This window comes from Actinomadura macrotermitis (assembly GCF_009604375.1).
In the GTDB taxonomy this organism is placed as follows: domain Bacteria; phylum Actinomycetota; class Actinomycetes; order Streptosporangiales; family Streptosporangiaceae; genus Spirillospora; species Spirillospora macrotermitis.
This window is the reverse complement of record NZ_WEGH01000003.1, coordinates 1066124-1082544: the sequence shown is the minus strand read 5'-3', so window position 1 is coordinate 1082544 and position 16421 is coordinate 1066124. Positions and strand designations below refer to the sequence as shown.

General features: G+C 68.6%; 12 protein-coding genes. 6 read left to right on the top strand and 6 right to left on the bottom strand.

The genetic code is table 11. From position 1 onward, the window contains the following. Nucleotides 1-39: 39 nt before the first annotated feature. A complete protein-coding gene (locus tag ACRB68_RS26310) occupies nucleotides 40-1461 on the bottom strand; it encodes an LCP family protein (protein WP_153536814.1) in 1422 nt (473 codons plus the stop codon). 59 nt (nucleotides 1462-1520) lie between these two features. Continuing rightward, nucleotides 1521-2357 (bottom strand): TIGR03089 family protein, encoded by an 837-nt coding sequence (locus ACRB68_RS26305; RefSeq protein ID WP_153536812.1) that lies wholly within the window; start codon nucleotides 2355-2357, stop codon nucleotides 1521-1523. Between the two features lie 206 nt (nucleotides 2358-2563). On the opposite strand from ACRB68_RS26305, the gene ACRB68_RS26300 reads away from it, so the two are divergent. Genes ACRB68_RS26300 through ACRB68_RS26290 form a run of 3 tightly spaced genes read left to right on the top strand, consistent with a single transcriptional unit; the run spans nucleotide 2564 to nucleotide 6672 of the window. After that, nucleotides 2564-4624: a hypothetical protein gene (locus ACRB68_RS26300; RefSeq protein ID WP_328594806.1), complete on the top strand. Its 2061-nt coding sequence runs from the start codon at nucleotides 2564-2566 to the stop codon at nucleotides 4622-4624. Nucleotides 4625-4665: 41 nt separating this feature from the next. Continuing rightward, entirely contained in the window at nucleotides 4666-5580 is a 915-nt protein-coding gene (locus ACRB68_RS26295) for a glycosyltransferase family 2 protein (protein WP_328594805.1), read from the top strand. Between the two features lie 15 nt (nucleotides 5581-5595). Beyond that, nucleotides 5596-6672 (top strand): glycosyltransferase family 4 protein, encoded by a 1077-nt coding sequence (locus ACRB68_RS26290; protein ID WP_153536810.1) that lies wholly within the window; start codon nucleotides 5596-5598, stop codon nucleotides 6670-6672. Here ACRB68_RS26290 and trxA read toward each other — a convergent pair. Continuing rightward, complete coding sequence (gene trxA, locus ACRB68_RS26285; RefSeq protein ID WP_328594804.1) at nucleotides 6653-6976, bottom strand: thioredoxin; 324 nt, start codon at nucleotides 6974-6976, stop codon at nucleotides 6653-6655. The two genes, ACRB68_RS26290 and trxA, sit on opposite strands and share 20 nt — an antisense overlap. After that, nucleotides 6973-7929, bottom strand: a complete 957-nt coding sequence (locus tag ACRB68_RS26280; protein WP_328594803.1) for a lysylphosphatidylglycerol synthase transmembrane domain-containing protein — start codon at nucleotides 7927-7929, stop codon at nucleotides 6973-6975. Before ACRB68_RS26280 ends, trxA begins: the two co-directional genes overlap by 4 nt. Before the next feature lie 110 nt (nucleotides 7930-8039). Between ACRB68_RS26280 and ACRB68_RS26275 the strand changes: the two genes are divergently transcribed. Next, on the top strand, nucleotides 8040-8630 hold the full coding sequence (locus ACRB68_RS26275; RefSeq protein WP_153536808.1) for a hypothetical protein: 591 nt from the start codon (nucleotides 8040-8042) through the stop codon (nucleotides 8628-8630). A gap of 471 nt (nucleotides 8631-9101) precedes the next feature. On the opposite strand, the gene ACRB68_RS26270 is transcribed toward ACRB68_RS26275, so the two are convergent. Further along, the gene (locus ACRB68_RS26270; protein WP_153536806.1) at nucleotides 9102-9656 is read right to left on the bottom strand and encodes a hypothetical protein; all 555 of its coding nucleotides are present in this window, start codon (nucleotides 9654-9656) and stop codon (nucleotides 9102-9104) included. A 699-nt stretch (nucleotides 9657-10355) separates the two neighbouring features. On the opposite strand from ACRB68_RS26270, the gene ACRB68_RS26265 reads away from it, so the two are divergent. After that, on the top strand, nucleotides 10356-13814 hold the full coding sequence (locus ACRB68_RS26265) for an RHS repeat-associated core domain-containing protein (protein ID WP_153536803.1): 3459 nt from the start codon (nucleotides 10356-10358) through the stop codon (nucleotides 13812-13814). A gap of 139 nt (nucleotides 13815-13953) precedes the next feature. Continuing rightward, the gene (locus tag ACRB68_RS26260; protein ID WP_153536801.1) at nucleotides 13954-14151 is read left to right on the top strand and encodes a hypothetical protein; all 198 of its coding nucleotides are present in this window, start codon (nucleotides 13954-13956) and stop codon (nucleotides 14149-14151) included. 325 nt (nucleotides 14152-14476) lie between these two features. Here ACRB68_RS26260 and ACRB68_RS26255 read toward each other — a convergent pair whose 3' ends face one another. Next, nucleotides 14477-14746: a hypothetical protein gene (locus ACRB68_RS26255; RefSeq protein WP_153536800.1), complete on the bottom strand. Its 270-nt coding sequence runs from the start codon at nucleotides 14744-14746 to the stop codon at nucleotides 14477-14479. Between the last annotated feature and the right edge of the window lie 1675 nt (nucleotides 14747-16421).

Sequence of the window (16421 nt, the reverse complement as noted above, 5' to 3'; positions counted from 1 at the left end):
GGAGCCGGGCCCGGCCCGCGAGGGGGCCGGGCCACCGGCTCAGGGCTGCTTGCAGACGTCGTCGCTGGCGCGGATCTCGCCGGTCTGCTTGGGGATGCCGCCGCTGCCCGCAGTGCGCAGGTTGGTGAAGTCCTGGCCGATGACCAGGGCGACCATGCCCGGGGCGAGCTTCGGGCCGGGGGCGGGCTTGGGAGTGCCGTTGACGATCTTGGCCAGCGTCTGCGCCTGCTGCTCGGCACCGGCGCCGTACAGCACCTTGGTGGTGGCGCTGGTCGCGGCGTTGCCGGTGCCGGCGACCTGGAAGCCCTGCGTCTCCAGGTCCTGGGAGACGCGGCCGGCCTGGCCGTAGATGCCGCTGGCGTTGAAGACGCGCACCCGCACCTGGTTCGGCGGGATCTTGGCGGCGGCCGCCTTCGGCGCGGCCGGCGGCACGGTCTTGTCGTTGCGGATCGCCGAGAAGAACGGCGCGGCGGCCGAGGTCAGCGCGACCCGGTTCTTGTCCAGGGGGTCGGGGCCGGAGGGGACGGTGACGAAGCGCAGCTTGCCGGAGGAGATCCCCGACATGCCCCGCGCGATCTTCATCATCTCCTCGGTGGTCAGCTCGCTGTCGGTGCGCAGCGACTTGCTGCCCGCGCTGATCAGCGAGAACAGCTTCTGCGGGTTGGTGAGCGTGCCCGCGCTCATCGCCTTGTTGGCGAGGGCGCCCATGAACTTCTGCTGCCGCTTGATGCGGTCGGTGTCGGAGCCGTCGCCGAGGCCGTGCCGGTTGCGTACGTAGGCGAGCGCGGTCTCGCCCTTGATCGTGTGCTTGCCCGCGGACAGGTGCAGGCCCGAGAGCTTGTCGTTGACGTCCTTGGGCAGGCACACGTCCACTCCGCCGACGGCCTCGGTGATGGCCTTGAAGCCGACGAAGTTGACCTCCATGAAGTGGTCGATCTTGATGTTGCTGATGCCCTCGATCGTCTTGATCACGCAGGCCGGGCCGCCGAAGGTGAACGCCGAGTTGATCTGCGCCCGGGACGAGCCCGGGGTCATCGTGCCGTCCTTGCGCTTGCAGGGGGGCATCTGCACCATCAGGTCGCGCGGGAAGCTGATGCCCATGGCCTGGCCGCCGCCCGGCGACAGGTGCATCAAGATCATGGTGTCCGAGCGCGGCGGCTCGTTCTTCATCTTCCGGCCGTACTTGGAGTTCTTGCCCGCCCGGCTGTCGGACCCCAGCATCAGGATGTTCAGCGCGTTGTTCAGCTTCTGCGGCCGGTTGGTGCCGATCTGCGCGTTGACGTCATCGCGCCCGATGTTGCCCATCGCGTTGAGGTAGGTGCCGTAGGCGGTCAGTGCGGTGGCGACCAGGACCACCGACAGGCCGATGGACACCCAGCCGAGGATGCGCCAGCCGCGGCGCCGCGCCGGCTGAGGGTCGGCGTCGTCGACGTACTCCATGTACAACGGGTTGCTGTTCATCGGCTCCGAGGCAGGGCGTGGGGCCCGCTTTCATGGGGGGTCGGGACACAGAGGTTAGGTCAGGGGACCCGGTGTACGGACCCGGATGTGTCATTCCATCCGGGCACTCCGGCCACCACGGTCACATGTTCCAGGGTGAGGCGACGATCTAGGAGTGCTTTGTCAAAGTTTCGTTGGATTATGACGGAAGCTCCCGAGGCTAGTGGTGCAAGCAGACCCGCCAGAACCCCCGACAGTGTGGCGAAGGACACGCCAACCAGAAGGCGATCGTCGGCGTCAAGGCCCCATTTCGTGGCGGCCGCAACCGCTTCGCGGACGAGTTCGGCACCCGTCAGTGTGTCCTTTGTCACACTCAGGGCGGGCATGTCCGCGGACGTTCCCGCGGGCGGCACGAACCGGTCCCCGTAGCCGCGGACCTCGGTGGCGTAGTCGGTGACGCCGGGCGGGCAGGAGGCCAGCGGCCCGCCGAGGGCGTGCAGGGACAGCCCGACGATCTCGTCGGCGTCCTCGTCGGTGAGCACGTCCGCCAGCACCTCCTCCGCGGCCACCAGGAGGTACGGCGCGGTGCCGGCGCCGGGTTCGACCGCATCCGGCCCGCTTTGCGGCCGGACCGTTTCGGGCTCCACCGGCTGCGCGACGAGCCCCGCCGACCAGCACGCCATCAGCCACACCGCCGTCTGCCAGTGCGGCGGCAGCGCCAGCACCACCCGGGTGCCCGGCTCGGCGCCGAACCCGTCCACCAGCAGGTTGGCGGTCTTGGCCACCCAGTTGTCGAACGTGCGCGCCGACAGCTCCACCCGCTCGCCGGTCCGGTCGTCGTAGAACGTCACCAGCGGCCGCGACGGATCGTCGGCCACCCGGCGCCGCAGCAGCCCCGCGGGCCCCATGTCCTCCATAGGGAGGAGCGTAAGCCCAGCAGGCCCCGCGGACGGCGCGGCGCGGCCCGCTTCCGCCCGCACGCGCACTGCTTGCCCAGGTCATCGCGCGTGAGTACGATCGGCCGGACGTCCGGCGCTCCGCACCGGCCTCCGGACGCCCCGGGGCGGCGAGCGCCGCCCGCCGGGCGGCGCGGGGCGATGCACTCGACCATCCGGGGGGAAATGTGAGCGCGGGCCGGCTGCTCGCGCGGCTCACGGTCGCCCCGGCACTGCTGATCGTCGCGTGGCTCGCGGTGTCCCTGCCGCTGCTGCTCGCCGGCTCCTTCGAACCCGGCCCCGCCTTCGTGCTGTTCCTGCCCGTGGCGGCCCTGGTGCTCTGGCTCGGGCTGCGCGACGGCGCCCCCCGTGGGGAAAGCGGCGACGGCGCGGACGTTCCCGGCCCGCTCGGGCGTGTCTCCTGGTGGTCGGCCGGCGGCGTGATCGCGGTCGCGCTGGCCTTCCTGGCCGTCCAGGTCTGGATGTGCTCCGAGCAGGTCATCGTCCGCCGCGACCCCGCCTCCTACGTGCAGTTCGCGACCTGGCTCGCCGAGCACGGCTCGCTGCCGATCCCGCAGAACCGCGCGGCGTTCGGCGGCGGCGACCCGGCCCTGGCCTACGGCAGCCCGGCCTTCTACGCCGAGCCCGGGCAGACGATCGTCCCGCAGTTCATGGCGGGCCTGCCGCTGATCCTCGCGCTCGGCGCCTGGTTCGGCGGCACCTACGGGCTGCTCGGCATGGCGCCGCTGCTCGGCGCGTGCGCGGTGCTGGCGTTCGGCGGCCTGGTCGCCCGCTACGTCGGCCCGCGCTGGGCGCCCGCCGGGGCGCTGCTGCTCGCGCTGACCACCCCGATGATCTGGGTGTCGCGGACCACGCTCAGCGAGCTGCCCGCCCTGGTCATGCTGCTCGGCGGGCTGGCCCTTCTCTACGACGTGCGGACGGACCGGCGGCACGCCGCGCGCGCGCGGGCGTTCCTGGCCGGGCTGACGCTCGGCCTCATCGTCCTCACCCGCATCGACGCCCTGCGCGACCTCATCCCGTTCGTGGTGTTCGCCGGGCTGCTCGTCGCGCGCGGCCGCCGCACCGGCTACCCCTTCGCCGCCGGCCTCACGGTCGGCGCGGGCGCGGGCCTGCTGGAGGGGTTCGTGCTGTCGCGGCCGTACCTGCGTTATCTGCACGCTTCGGTGAACCCGCTGCTGCTGCTGACGGCCCTGGCGATCGCCGCGACGGCGCTGCTGGTCCTGCTGCTGCGCTGGCACGTCACCGCGCCCCGCATCGCCCGCGCCGGGCAGGCCGTCGCGCGCGGGCCGCTGCCGAACATCGCCGCCCTGCTGACGCTGCTGGTGATGGCGGCGTTCGCCGTCCGCCCCTACGTGCAGACGGTCCGGCGCGTCCCCGCCAACGCCGACGACAAGCTGAACGCGCACTTCCTGCAAGAGGTGCAGCGCATCAACCACCTGCCGCTGGACGGCACCCGGCAGTACTCGGAGCTGTCGCTTCACTGGGTGGCCTGGTACATCGGCGTCCCCGCGCTGCTGCTCGCCGTCTTCGGCGCGGCCCTGCTGGCGCGGCGGCTGCTGCGCGGCCGCTCGCCCGAGTGGCTGATGCCCTACGCCGTGATCGCCTGGACGACCGCGACGACGCTGATCCGCCCCGCGATCACCCCCGACCACCCGTGGGCGACCCGCCGGCTGATCACCGTGGTGATCCCCGGGCTGCTGCTCATGGCGCTGTGGGCCGCCGCGTGGACGATGCGCCGCGTCCGCCGCGCCGGCTACGGGCCCGCCGTGGTGCGCACCGCCGCCGTGGTGACCGCGGCGGCGCTGGCGGTGCCGGTCGCGGTCTCCTCCTACGGCGTGCTCACCTCGCGCACCGACGAGGGCGAGGTCGCCGCCGTGCGCGGCCTGTGCGCCCGGCTCGGCGGGCCCGGCCGGTCGGTCATCGTGGTCGACGCCGACACCGCCGACCGATTCCTGCCGGTGATCCGCGGCATGTGCGGGCTGCCCGCCGCGCGGACCGCCCCCGGCGCGCGGACCGAGGACGTGCGGCGGGTCGCCGCCAAGGTCTACAAGGCGGGCCGCCGCCCCGTCGTGCTGGGCGCCCAGGCCGCCCAGGTGCTGCCCTACGGGCCCGTCGCCCAGGTCATGGCGCTGCGCACCCGGCAGGACGAGCGGACCCTGGACCGGCCGCCCTCCAGCACCTGGGGACTGGCGATCACGGTGTGGATCGCGGAGCCGCCCGCGCGGTGACCGGCCGCATCCGGCCGCCGGGACGGGTATTCTCGCGCTGCGTGAGCACCGACCCCATCTCGACCGCGCCCGTGCACGTGACGATCGTCCTGCCGTGCTACAACGAGCAGGACCACGTCATCGACGAGGTCGAGCGCATCACCAAGGCCATGGACAACAGCGGCCAGACCTACGAGCTGCTGGCCGTGGACGACTGCTCGACCGACGCCACGCTGGCCCGGCTGGAGGAGGCGGCGCCCCGCTTCCCCAACATGCGCATCATGCGCTTCCAGCACAACAGCGGCTCGGGCACCGTCCGCCGCATCGGCACCCAGCAGGCGCGCGGCGAGATCGTGGTGTGGACCGACGCCGACATGTCCTACCCCAACGAGCGCATCCCCGAGCTGGTGCAGATCCTGGACGACGATCCGGCGGTCGACCAGGTCGTCGGGGCGCGCACGTCCGAGGAGGGCACGCACAAGGTGCTGCGGGTCCCGGCCAAGTGGTTCATCCGCAAGTTCGCCGAGCGGCTCACCAACTCCAAGATCCCCGACCTGAACTCGGGGCTGCGCGCGTTCCGCCGCGAGGTCGCGCTGCCCTACCTGCGGCTGCTGCCGCCCGGGTTCTCCTGCGTCACCACGATCACCATCGCGTTCCTGTCGAACCAGCACCCGGTGCGCTACGAGCCGATCGCCTACTCCAAGCGGGCCGGCAAGTCCAAGTTCCACTTCTTCAAGGACGCCTACCGCTACATCCTGCAGGTGCTGCGGATGGTGATGTACTTCAACCCGCTGAAGGTGCTGCTGCCGCCGGCGCTCTGGCTGGTCGGGATCGGCCTGGCCAAGGGCGTCTACGACATGGCCGTGCACTTCGGCTACTTCGCCAACAACACCATCATGATCTTCGTGACGGGGCTGATCATCGCCTCGATGGCGCTGCTCGCCGACCTGATCGTCAGATCCCGGGGGGACGTCTAGCCCGTGGTGACGAGCATGCGGATCGCGATCGTCGGGCCCGCCTTCCCCTACAAGGGCGGCGGGGCGCACCACACGACCGAGCTGGCGCACCGCCTGGCCGCCGCCGGGCACGAGGTGCGGATCGAGTCCTGGCGGGCCCAGTACCCGGGATTCCTGTATCCGGGACAGCAGACGATCGACGAGCCGGAGGGGGAGCCGTTCCCCAACACGGCGCGCGCGCTGGACTGGCGGCGCCCGGACGGCTGGTGGCGCACGGGGCGCGCGCTGCGGTCGGCCGACCTGGTGGTGCTGGCCGTCCTCAGCCCGGTGCAGGTGCCGGCCTACCTCGGCATCCTCGCCGGGCTGCGTGGCGGCGCGCGCGCTGTGGCGCTCTGCCACAACGTGCTGCCGCATGAGCGCAAGCCCTACGACAAGCCGCTGATGAAGGCGCTGCTGAACCGGGTGGACGGGGTGCTGGTGCACTCGGAGGAGCAGGCGGCGTTGGCCCGCGACCTGACGTCCAAGCCGGTTTCGGTGGCCGAGATGCCCGCGCACCTGCCCACTCCTGCGCGCGCGCTGCAGCGCGCGGACGGAGTGCGCGACCACCTGCTGTTCTTCGGGATGGTCCGCCCGTACAAGGGCCTGGACGTCCTGCTGCGCGCGCTTGCCGCGAGCTCCACCAAGGCCACGCTCACGGTCGCGGGCGAGTTCTGGAGCGGCCTGGAGGAGACGAAAGACCTGATCGCCTCGCTGGGCCTGTCCGACCGGGTCGAACTGCGCCCCGGCTACGTCCCGGCGGCCGAGGTACCCGAGCTGTTCGCCGCCGCCGACGCGCTCGTCCTGCCCTACCGGACTGCCACCGCGTCGCAGAACGTCTGGATGGCCCACGAGTACGGCGTCCCGGTCATCGCGACCCGCGTCGGGGGCTTCCCGGAGCAGGTCCGCGACGGCGTGGACGGCCTGCTCTGCGAACCGGACGACGCCGCGTCCCTCACCGAGGCCCTGGACCTCTTCTACACGCAGGCGGAAAAGCTGAGGGCCGCGGTCGAACCCGCCGACCACGGCCCCCGCTGGGACGCTTACGTCACCGCGCTCACAGGTGCGGCTCGATGACCTTCAGCAGCGCGCGCTTCGGCTTGGCGCCGGTGACCTGCTCGACGACCTCGCCGCCCTTGTAGAGCAGCAGCGTCGGCAGGCCGAGCACGCTGTACTTGCCTGGGGTGACCGGGTTGGCGTCGTAGTCGAGCTTGGCGATGGTGATCTTGCCGTCGAACTCGGCCGCGATCTGGTCCAGCACCGGCGCGATCATCTTGCACGGGCCGCACCAGTCCGCCCAGAAGTCCACCAGCACGGGGATATCGCTCTGCAGGACCTGCTCGTCGAACGTCTCGTCGGTCACGGTGATGGGGGCGGTCACGGTCGCTCCTTCGTCGGCTGCCTGTCGGGGACAAGCATCGGGGCCGCGGTTTTATTTCGTCCCATCGCCACCGCGACGCCCGCGCCGAGCAGGTCGGCGACCGTCAGCAGCACCCGCGAGGCCACCGCGACCACCGCGGGCGCCCCGGCGGGCAGCACCGGCGTCAGCACCAGCACCATCGCGGCCTCCCGCGCGCCGAGCCCGCCCGGCGCGATCAACACCAGGAAGCCCGCCACGAACGCCAGCGCGTAGGCGCCGGTCGCCATGAACGGCAGCCCGCCGCCCGACCCGCCGACGGCCACGCACAGCAGCCAGATGTGCAGGCCGAACAGCGCCCACGCCACGATCGTCCAGGCGATGGCGTGCAGCGTCACGCCGAGCCCGACGGGCCGCTCCAGCGGCTCCCGCCGGGCCAGCCGCAGCACCAGGTTGATCGCCCACGTCACGATCCTCGGGTGCAGGCAGGCCAGCAGCACCGGCGCCAGCAGGAACAGCCACCAGTACCGCTCCCGCGCGGCCGGCGACGTCAGCGGCAGCGTCGCCGCCGCGACCGCCAGCCCGCACGCCATCGACGTGGCGACGGCCAGCATCGTGGCACTGAAGCTGCGCTCGCGCGGCACGTCGTGCTCGCGCGACATCTCGATCTGGGTGACCAGCGCCCACACCTTGCCGGGCACGTACTTGCCGAGCGCGGAGATCGCGGCGATCCGGAACGCCGCCTTCAGCGGCAGCGGCGACCCCATGCCCCGCACGAAGATCCGCCAGGCGACCATCCAGGTCCACAGGCCCGCGCACCCGGCCGCCAGCGACCCGAGCAGCGTCGGCACCGACATCTGCTCGAACGCCTTGACGGTCTGGTCCCACTGCGAGACCAGGCTCCACGCGCAGAAGCCCAGCGCGAGCAGGACGAGCAGGATCCGCAACACCCGCATCGCGACGGTCTTCGTATTCACGGCCCCAAGGGTAGGCGAGCCGCACCGCCCCCCGAGCCGCTCCGCGCGAACGATAAGGTCACTCTCTTCGGGCCGGCGCGAGCCCCCCGGAGTCCCGAAGGCGACCGCCCATGACGAACCTTCCCCAGGCGACGGCACGCCTCGACGCGGCCTTGGCCGGTCTGGCAGTCACTTTCCGCGGGATGACGGCCCACCCGGACGAGTACAACTGCGTGTGCCACTGGGGCAGCGCCGAAGAGCCGGCGTTGCTGAAGACACCGGACGTGGAACTGGCCCCGGACCTGCTGCGCCGCACCTGGGAGACCACCGACTGGGACCACCAGGCGCTGGTGCTGCGCCGGATCCTGCCCCAGTGCGCCAGAGCCTTGGTGAGCGGTCACCTGCCCTCGGACGACGCCGGCCGTTACATCGCCCTGGGGGAATGGCGGCAGTGGCCTGCGTCTCAGGTCCATCTGGCCGAAGCGGTCGAACAGTGGGAGTACGACCTGCTGGTCGACGAGCTCCCATGGGAGAACTGGGAGTACCAGCGGACCGATGAGGAAAGGTGCATCGAGCTCACGGCCTGGCTCCTCCGGCACGCGTCCCCGCGCCTCCGCGTCCATGGCGTTCCCGAAGAGCGGCTGCAACGGATACGGCTGTTCGGCGTCCCCGTTCCCACCCGCTGGGACGACCCGCACTGGCCGTACCAGGCTGACGACTGACGAGAGGCGTGCGCTGCGCCACGGCGTCCTGGCGAGCGCAGCACAGGACCACGACGACGGCACAGAGGACGAATCCCACGCGCAACCCGCCCAGCAGCAAGGGCGGAGCGCCCAGGAACTTGGCGGCGACCTGCGGCAAATACAGCATGGCCACGGCCAGCATGGTCAGACGGGGCACCCGTGCGCGGCTCCCGGCCAGGTCGTGGACGAGAGTGCCCAGCACGATCCCGGAGGTGTAGTAGGCGTGCACGGCCGGGTCGAGGAGGATCCGGACGGCCAGGGCCGGCAGGATCACCGAGGCCCACCCCTGGCGCGCGATCGCGGCCGCCGCGAGCGCCGCGCCCAGCAGGAACTGCGCCGGCCGCACCCATGAAGGCGTCGCGGAAGCAGCGACGTCCAGAAAGTGCAGACCCGACGCGGCGGCGACGGGGACGCCGAAGCGGGCCGCCGCCAACGTGCCCGGCTCGGCGATCAGGAACGGCGCCCAGACCAGCACCACCCCGGCGGCGCACGCGGCACCCGCGCGCCACCACATGCGCCAGGGCAGAACGAGCAGCAGCGGCGCGAAGGCGAGCGCCCAGGGCTTGGCATCGCCGGCAGCGGCGATAACAGCCCCGCCGGCACCGGCCACCGCCGCCGCAACGCGTGCAGCGCCCCGAGCGTGAAGCCGAGCGCCAGCACGTCGTCCAGATGGGCGGTCTGGGTCGCGACCTCGGCCCAGACCGGCAGGAAGAACGCGCCGGCCCACAGCAGCCGCGCGGGGGAGCGCACCGCCGGCGGGACCAGGGCCCAGACCGCCGCCAGCATCAGCGGGCCGGACAAGCCGAGCAGCGCGACCGCGGCGAACCTGCCGGGCACCAGGCCCAGCGCCGACAGCGGGGCGGCGGCCAGCAGCGACAGCGGGCCGAACTGCAGCTCGGGGTGCGCGGCGTAGAGGTGCAGGCCCGTCCCGGGACCGTTCCCGAACAGGAGCCGCCCGCCGAGGTCGAAGTAGTGCCACGACCCGCCGGCCTTGGGCTCGTGCACGAGCGTCCATGACGCCGCCCAGCCCCACCCCCACACCCAGGGGCGCTTCGGCCACCGTCGCCGCCGCTCCTCCTGACGGACGGCCGGTGAAGCGGCCGTCAACGATCCGGCCTGCCCGCTCCATGACATCTGCTTTCCCCCTGGTCATCGTTCAGTTGATCACGCCGGGTGATCAACTCTCACTGAAAAGACTCTTTACTGCCCTTGATTCGTGCAGCAAGATCTTCTTCGTAGGACTCTATGTCATGAGGAAATTAACCGAAGGTTAAACAGGCAGAAAGGAGGCTGTCATATCTGGCTCCCGCTTGACCGCGAAGCCCGGCGACCCCTAGTGCGCGACTTCGAGCCGAGGATCATCGACAACTTTCAACGGCGAGGATTCGCCTGCGCACCATGTGATGAGCGCTTCCCGCCGCCGTCGGTTCCGGTGGGCTTCACGCCTGCTGGAGGCCAGGTGAACGCCTGCACGGAGTGCGCTCCCCTGATCACCGTGCCGCCGAGCGCGCTCCCCGCCACATTGGTGACAGTCACAGATTCCTGACCAGGACCACCGGTCCTGGTTTCCTCAGGCGCCCTTACAGCAGGCGCTTAACACACCCCGCAGTTCTCTTCGCCATGCCCTGCGAATGAAAGGCGATCACTTCAGGCCGTCCGGCCCGGCGAGGGACGGTAATTCCGCATGCCCATGTGAGAGGAAGAATGTTCGTGGCAAAACGTTCCGTCGCACTGGCCGCCGCCTCGGCGCTGGTGCTCGCCGCCTTCGCCGCGCCCGGCGCGGCCGAGGCGAAACCCCGTCCCAGCTCCAAGCCCTACACCTTCCAGCACCTGTTCCCTGAGCCCGGTTCGCCGAATGCGGCCCATCCGAAGCTGGGGCCGTCCAAGCGCAAGGGTGTGCGGCTGGTCAGCCCGGGCACGGTCGGCAACCCGTCCAAGACCCGCATCCCCAAGTACGCCCCGTCCGGTGCGACGACCAAACCTCCGGCGCCCGGGCAGAGCCGCACGGCCGCGGTGGCGGCGGCATCGGTTCCGGTGGGCATCGGCCCGGTCCGCAACGGCACGTTCCTGTCGTTCAACCTGGCCGACTACCTCCAGCTCAAGGTGAACGTCGGGTCGGGCAACGCGATGGTGCGCACCACCGACATGTCGCTGCCGGGCATCGGCGGGAACGTGACGGTAGGGGCGGCCTACAACAGCCTGCTGCACGCCGCCGATGTCCCCACCGGTGTCATCTCGCCGGGGTGGACGACGCGGGTCGGCCAGGACGTGCGGCTGCGCAAGAACAGCGACTCCTCGGTCACCTTCACCGGCCCCGACGGCACCTCCGGGGTGTTCACCACCTCGGGGTCGGGCTACACCACGCCCAAGGAGTTCAAGGGCGACCTGGTCACCCAGACCGGCGGCGGCTGGAAGTACACCGACCACGGTTCGGGCCGCAAGCTGTACTTCGACTCCGCCGGGCTGCCGACCAAGATCGAAGACCGCAACGGCAACACCACCGACTACGGCTACACCTCGGGCAACGTCTCCAGCATCACCTACAAGCCCAAGGGCACCACGACCGGCCGCTCCATCAAGGTGGAGATGTACAACGGCAACCAGATCACCAAGTACAGCCAGAGCGTCTCGGGCGGCGCGGGCCGCGCCGTGGTCTACACCTACGACGCTTCCAACCGGCTGGCGCAGATCCAGGAAGCCTCCGGCGAAGTCGCCCAGTTCAACTACGACGCCGCCGGCAACCTCAACTGGATCAAGAACGGCAAGGGTGCCGTCACCCAGCTGGCCTATGACGGCAACCACCGGGTGCTGTCGGTGACCCGGGTCGGGGCCAGCAGCAACCAGGTGACGCGGCTGGCCTACACCTCCGAGACCGAGTCCCAGGTCGCCGACGCCAACACCGACCAGGCCAAGGCGGTCGCGGACGTTCCGCACACCACCTACACCCTCAACTCCAACGACCGGGTCACCAAGACCGTCGACCCGGCCGGCAAGACCCGTTCCAAGTCTTACACCCCCTTCAGTGACGTCCAGTCGTATGAGAACGGCAACCAGGGGGTGACAACCAACACCTTCGGCGCCAACGGCGGTGAATCTCAGACCAAATCAGCCTCACCGTCAGGTTCCTCGGCTTCGATGACCTACGGGAACTCGGCCACCAGCCAGAATCCGACGGCCGCCTACCAAGCGTCAGCCGGGTCCGACACCCAGGGCAACTCGACCGCGTTCACCTACGACGGCCCGGGCAACCTGTCATCATCCAAAAACGCGCTGGCCGCCGAGGCCAAGCTGTCCTACAACAGCGACGGCACGGTCAAAGACTCCACCGACCCGGACAACGGCTCCAACTCCACCACCTACGGCTACGACAGCAACCGCCAGCTGACCTCGGTGACGCCGCCGACCGGCAACACCTTGAAGAAGAAGACTTTCACCTACGACGGGTATGGGCGGCTGGCGACCGTCACCGACGGCAATACCAAGAAGACGACCTACACCTACGACGACAACGACCGGGTACTGACCGTGGCCTACTCCGACGGCACCCCGACCGTGACGTTCACCTACGACAAGGCCGGCAATGTCCTCACCCGAACCGGGGCGACGGGCATGACGACCTGGTCCTACACCGCCCGCAACCTGATGGCCGGGCGCCAGTCCACCTCCGGTGGCGGGGAGATCGACTGGCAGTACGACGCGGCCGGGAACCTGGTCAACCAGCTCACCACCGCCGGGACGCTGCACTACGTGCACAGCTCCCGCAACCTGCTGGCCAACATGACCGACTACTTCGGCAAGAAGTGGGAGTTCAAGTACGACGACGACGGCAACCGCACCGACACCTGGTTCAACAAGACCTCCGACACCGCCTGGTCGATGCACACCAAGAACACTTACGACGACTCAGGCCGCATCACCCGCATTGTGACTTCGCGTGCCGGCAACGACTCCACCGTGGTCTCCGACACGATGTACTGCTACTCCAAACGCGGCTCGGCCACCAGTTGCGACACAACGAATGCCAACGACACCGGTCTGCGGCAGTGGAGCAAGAACAACCTCTCAGACACCATCAGCGACTACACATACGACAAGAGCAACCGGCTCACCAAGGCCACCAACGTCGCAGGCCATGACTACACCTACGATTACGACGCCCGCGGCAACCGCCTGACGGTCAAGACCGACGGCACTCAGACCCAGTCGCTGACCTACAACTCCGGCAACCAGGCCACCACCTCGGGTGAGACCTACGATGCCGCCGGCAACCTGACCGCCACCACCGGGAGCGGGGGATTGAAGGGCACCTACAACGGTGCCGGACAGACCTCGCAGTTCACCAAGGGGTCAACGACGATCGGTCTCACCTACGCGGGAACCGATCAGGCCGAGATGGTCACCACCAAGGGCGCCTCGATCGTCTACGGCAGGTCCGGGGCCACCAGCGCCGGAATCATCTCCTACACCCAGGGCACGATCTCGGTCTGGATGATCCACGACAGCTCCGGTACCCCGATCGGTTACTCCGACGGCCAGAATCCCTACGCCTTCGGCGTAGATGGTCTCGGCTCCACCACCTCGATCATCTCCCTGGCCGGAACTCAGGACGCCGCCTACACCTACGGCCCCTACGGGGAGACCACTCCCAACTCCGGAGCGCAAGCCGGCGTTAACCTCATCCGCTACACCGGCGGTTTCCACGAGCCCGGCACCGGTCTGCTCAAACTCGGCCAGCGCTACTACGACACCGGCCGCGGACGCTTCACCCAGCAAGACGCTGTCAACTCCGTCGGCAATCTCAAGAACGGCAACCGTTACGGCTACGCCGGAGACGACCCGATCAACAACGTCGACACCACCGGCATGCTGACCAGCGAAGTCAGCGGTAAAGCCTGCTATTACGTCTGCGTGGGCGTGGGCCTCGCCGCCGACGACCAAGGGAACTGGGCGCCCACCAGCTTCTTCGGTGTGGGAAGCCCGGGCCTCAGCGGCGGTGCCCAGACCAGCACCGGCAACGTCGAATCCGGCAACACCCTGGAAGTCGAAGGCGCTTACGGCTACGGAGCCGCCACGATCAACAACCAGGGAGAGGTCGGAGGTGGCGTCGGCACCGAGTACAGCACCGACCCCATGCTCAGCGGTGGCATCAAGACCGTCTATTAGGACATAGAGAGGGTGCCAACAGGCACAGCGCAAGAACGAGAGGAGAGTCATGCATCCCCTTCAGATCGTCATCATGATCGTAGGTGTGCTCATCGCGATAACACTGAGCTACTTCGTCAAGAGGACGAGAAGGTAGAACGTGGCACTCCTGTGGATCATTGCGATCGCGGTCGGCGCTGCGGTCGTGCTGCTCAACGGACCGGTCGCCCGCCTCCTTGAGCGCAAGCAGAAGACCTTCAAGGACCCGACGGCGCACCGGGTCGGCCTGTACCGCCTCGTCGTCATCTTCTGGGGGCTGCTGCTCGCGGGCATCGGGACCACCAACCTGATCGGCTGAGCACCCTCACCCACCCGTATGGCGTTGCCTGCGCCCGGCATCCAGCCGGGCGCAGGCAACGCCATACGATCTCAGTTCTGCACTCACCCGACCTCAGTCCCCCTATATCGCGCTCGACCGTACCGGCCCCCTGCGCGGCCGGCTCTGCGCGGCAGGCTTCGTGCGGATGCCACCCGCAGGAATGCCGCATCAGTACGGATGCCAATAGCGCCAGCGGCCGGGGACGGTCAAGTTCGCGATCCGCCGCCGCACCTCACCGGCGTCCTGCTCGTCCTCCCCGGCTTTCGGGGCAGGTCGCGGACGACGCTGCCGGGTAGCGCGGTGGTCAGAGCGGCCTGCAGGTCGGGGTCGGCGGCCAGCAGTCGCGGTGCCTGCTCGGGGCCAGCCGGGCGGCATGCCGGTAGGCGTAGGTTTCGCGGCCGTAGTTTTGCGGCGAGGGGCTGAGCTTGACGTAGGCGGTGGTGTCGCCGTCCAGGCGCCAGACCTGGGAGTCCTCACGGCCCCAGGACACATCGACTGCGGTGGTGACGTCCGGCAGGTGGCGGGCGACCCAGTGGCGAAGGTCGGTGGGCAGAGCGGCGGTGTCGCGCCTCATCGGGGTGGGTCTCCATAGCATAACTGGCGATAGTGCAGAGAAGGGGGAAATCCCCTCTCCGGGTCGGTGCAATATTTAGACTTCCTAAGGTGGAATTAAATATGCTAAAAGTGATGTCGGTCGTTGCCTGTGTCATTGGAGTAGCTCTCATGGTCTACCTTCGACAAGGCATTAGCGGAAAGGTCTCAACTCCTGGATGGCTTTACGTTGTTGGAGGCATTTATGCAATCACCCTTCTTGTGTCGGCAATAATTTACTCGAATAGGAAATCTAGGGAAAAGTAATATTGAGAGGCTTTGATCCTGCTAGAAGGGGCGAATGCTAGCTAACGCCGGAAGGTGGCGCGGCCTGCCCGGAGTCGGCGCCTCCCGAAGGCGTTTCGCCACGCTCAACGCATTGCAGGGAGTTGCTGCCCACTGTCCTCATAGGCACCCTCACTGGCCCGGGCATCGGCAACCTGTATATGTCCCACCGCTACTACGCCCCCAGCAAGGTGGCTTCCCCCAGCAAGACACCATCACCAAACTCGCCGACCCCAAAAACGGCACCTCTATGCCTGCGCCGGCGACAGCCCCATCGACTACACCGATCTCACCGGCCGGCTCCCCTTCGGCAATGCCGTCCAGGCAGGCGCCACATGCATCGAAGGCGGCTTGGTCGCCCCCTAGGGTGACATCTCCCTGCGCCGCGATGTCCGGAGCTGCGACCGGTGGTCTTCCGGGAGTCGCTATGGAGGGAATCGCCGCAGGAGGCGGATGCGCTATCGCCGCAGCGAGCCCGTGGTACCTGGACATGAACGCCATGACCGGTACTCCCTAGCGGAGGTAACCGGCAGAAAGGAAAGGGAGGACGATGCAGAAGGATGAAGGGGACTTCTCGGCGATGGACGGTCGGACCATGCGAGGCTTGGCCGGCCTTGCTGTCTTCTTCATGGCGCTGACGCTCCTGGGTATCTAGTTCCTTATCGCTCCTCGCCTTGGCTGGCTCAAGGGCGGAAACGTCGTGATCGACGCGATCTGTGTTGTAGGTGTCCTCCTCGGAGGCGCTCTCTCCGTTATGTTCATCCGAACCATGGTGATCGGAAGTAGAGGTCACAAAGGAAAGCGATGATCTAACGGTCGCTGCCGGCGTCGGCACATCATCGACGAATTCGTCTCCGCAGGGGTGCATGAGCCGTGGCTGTCGCCTCCAGGTAAATGGTGGTGGCGGCCACGATGTCGTTTACGAGAGTGGATGTGGTCGTGAGGATAAGTTCGCCAAGCGTGATCAGCGTGCAGTAACCTGTAAGCGACGGGCCCGCCGAACTCAAAAGCGGCGATCTCTGTGCCTATGCAGGCCCTGCGGTCCCAGTGTGATCGAAGGCGTCACCTGGTGCCCGGCGAGAGGTCCAAAGGGATTGCTGATTAGGCCGGCAGTCAGAGTCGCGGAAGCAGAGTAGGTGCAATCGGTGCTTTTGCTGCCGGCTGTGTCATGGGAATGGCAGGACAAGATACCAAAGGATGCAGAGGAGATCGCTCCGTGAAAGAGGTCGCCATTGTCGCTGCCCTGCTGCTTGTTTCGGCGATCTTAAAGCATATTTTCTACACTTCTACCTTCAATGACTGGTGCAAGAAGCGTCGCAAAAGGAGATAGCCTCAGCATAGAACAGTGCAAGTCGGACGTTGATTGGACGTCC